The following is a 2,921-nucleotide window of genomic DNA, read 5'->3' on the forward strand; positions in this document are numbered from 1 at the left end:
GCTACTAGATAAATTGCGATATTTGCAAGTTGTACTCGGTCGCTATGGCTCAATCAGTCATTGGAGCTATGATTTACTGCCAGAAACTCTTGTTGCCTAGAATATGAAGTTTTGTGTTTAGATTCAACACTTCTGGTAAATAAATTCAGCGCTACACATTCCCAATCGCCACTTTCCAAGCCACTGCGGCAGCCTTCCAACAAAGCTGGAGTTACCTCTTGTAGCGGCTCGCACCAGTGACGAGCAAAGGTATTCACAACCAGATAAACTCGGCTTTTAAACGCATTAGCTTGCAATTTTTCCAGAAGTGCCAGCGAAAGCTGCGCAAATTGATATCCTGCCGGAATATCATTCATGATTCCACAAAGAACCATTCCATAGTCTGCGTAGGAAACCACAGAAACTGCACAGTTTCCGTGATGAATTGAAAGGCTGATTTGTTTAAAAATCAGGAGTGGCAACAGAGCCGGAGCTGCCATACATGCAGAGTGCGACAAGTTTGTCAAAATCTGCATAGCGGCTAAGAGTTTTGGATCTTTCATCGGTGGCAAATCCAGCAAACTCAACGGATCTTGCGCTTCCCAGGCCTGGCGCGATCGCTCATAAGCTGCATTAATTTCTGCGGGTGTTGGCTGCAAGGGGAATTCAATTCCCAGTTGTTGCAAAACCTGTAACCCTAAATCAATCACTTGCGCAAATTCACTCTGTGCCTGCAAAACCAGCATTCGGGTTTCATAGACTTTAATTTGATCCAACACCGAAGTGCTGTGCCGCAAAATCACTTCGCCCCAAGTTTTTAGCTGTTCAAACTCCGTGTTGAAGTAGGCCGCTTCTAGGCGTTGTTGGTGTAGCTCAAGAGTCAGATCATACTCTTGCTGCCAAGCATCATTCGGTAACAAATCAATGCCCTGATTCAAATAATCCAAGGCAGCCCCATAGGCTGCCGAAGCAATTGCTTTGCGACCTGCTTGTAAATTCAAACCAACCAACTCACGCCGCTCAAAATCATCAGTAATTAAATGACGACCCAAATTGAGGTGATTAACGATTTCAAAAATTCGATCCTCTTGATCACTGTGGGTAAAGTGCTGAACCAACAGCCGACCAATTCGGTAATGGAGGGCAGGTCGCTCCGTCTCCGCAATTAATGAATAGGCCGCTTGCTGAATGCGATCGTGTAGAAATCGATAGGTTGGGTTCAAGTCATAGGGGCGATCGCCCTGGGCAGTCGCTGCCGCTTGAAAGAGCTTATAAGCCTGATTCACGGGCACAATCATCCCTTCCTGAAGCGATCGCCACAGTGCGGCGGCCGCTTCCATCAAAGACTGCTCTGCAATCACTGCCAATGTTTCTAGATCAAACTGATTACCAATACAAGCCGCCAACTGCAAGCCTTGCTGAGTTGCAGGGGGTAGTTTTTGCAGTTGCGCCGCCATAAACTCCACCACATCATCAGCCAAAGCGAGGACATTAATTTGTGCTAGGTCACATTCCCAATAACAGTGGTTGGCATTAAAGGTGATGTAACCCTCTTCATGCAGTGTCTTCAAGAATTGTGTTGTAAAAAAGGGATTTCCCTGTGTTTTTTGATGGATCAGTTTTGTCAGTGGCAGTGCTAAATCAGGTAAACAATGAAAGGTGTCAGCAATTAAATGGTTTAAATTTTGAATAGTCAGCGGTTGAAGCGTGATTGTATTAACTATTGCTTGAGATTTTTGTAACTCTTGCAGAGTCAAGATTAATGGATGAGCCACTGAAACTTCATTGTCTCGATAGGCTCCCAGTATCAATAAATATCCTTGATCTTCCATCAAGACTTTCAGCACTTGCAAGGAGGCTGGATCTGCCCACTGCAAGTCATCGAGAAAAATCACGAGGGGATGTTCAGTGGTCGTAAAAACCTGGATAAATTTTTGAAATAGCAGCTTGAATCGATTTTGAGCAGCCGTTCCCGACAACTCTGGTGCAGGTGGCTGTGAACCAATGATGCGTTCTAGTCCTGGAATCACTTCCAGCAAAACCTGCGCTTGGTTACCCAATGCTTCCAGGATTCTTGATTTCCAATCTTGCAATTTTTGGTCAGATTCCGAGAGCAACTGCCCGATCAGACTTTGAAACGCTTGGACAAAGGCTGACAGGGGAATATTGCGATTGAATTGATCAAATTTTCCTTTAATAAAGTATCCCTTTTGGCGCGTAATGGGTTTGTGAATTTCATTGATGACGGCTGTTTTGCCAATTCCAGAAAACCCTGCAACCAGCATCAACTCAGTTTTTCCTGATTGAACTCGCTCAAACGCATCGAGCAGAGTTGTCACTTCTGATTCGCGACCATAGAGCTTTTCAGGAATTAAGAAGTGATCACTGAGATCCCTAGTACCCAACTCAAAATCTGAAATCGCCTCTTGCGCTTGTAATTGATCTAGGCAAATTTGCAAATCGTGGCCCAGTCCGCGAGCACTTTGGTAGCGATCTTCAGCATTTTTAGCCATCAGTTTCAGCACAATCGCAGAAACCACGGGCGGAATTTCTGAATTCAGAGCTGAAGGGGCGATCGGCTGTCTTGCCAAGTGGCAATGCACCAACTCCATGGGATCAGTGGTGGGGAATGGAAGTTGGCCGGTCAGCAGCTCATACAAACTCACACCCAAAGCATAAAAATCGCTGCGGTAGTCAATGCCGCGATTCATCCGCCCCGTTTGTTCAGGAGCCAAATAAGCCAACGTGCCTTCCAAGCTAGTGGGACTCTGAAGATATTGGGCTTCACGGGGCAACAGGGAAGCAATACTAAGAGCTAATTCATAAAGAGAAGCTAAAGCCGACTTGGTAGCTCTAAATCCGGTTTTAGGCTAGACCTAACCGAAGCATCACCCAGCTCATGAGTCGTCTCCCGGTCATTGCCAATCCTACCCGCAAAGCCT

At 45.9% G+C, this 2,921-nt stretch carries 1 protein-coding gene; it reads right to left on the reverse strand.

Annotation, left to right across the window (positions count from 1 at the left end; genetic code table 11):
• Nucleotides 1-53: 53 nt before the first annotated feature.
• Nucleotides 54-2,774: an AAA family ATPase gene (locus H6G53_RS18475; protein WP_242030988.1), complete on the reverse strand. Its 2,721-nt coding sequence runs from the start codon at nt 2,772-2,774 to the stop codon at nt 54-56.
• Nucleotides 2,775-2,921: the final 147 nt, after the last annotated feature.

Source organism: Limnothrix sp. FACHB-406, from assembly GCF_014698235.1.
Taxonomy (GTDB): Bacteria; Cyanobacteriota; Cyanobacteriia; order CACIAM-69d; family CACIAM-69d; genus CACIAM-69d.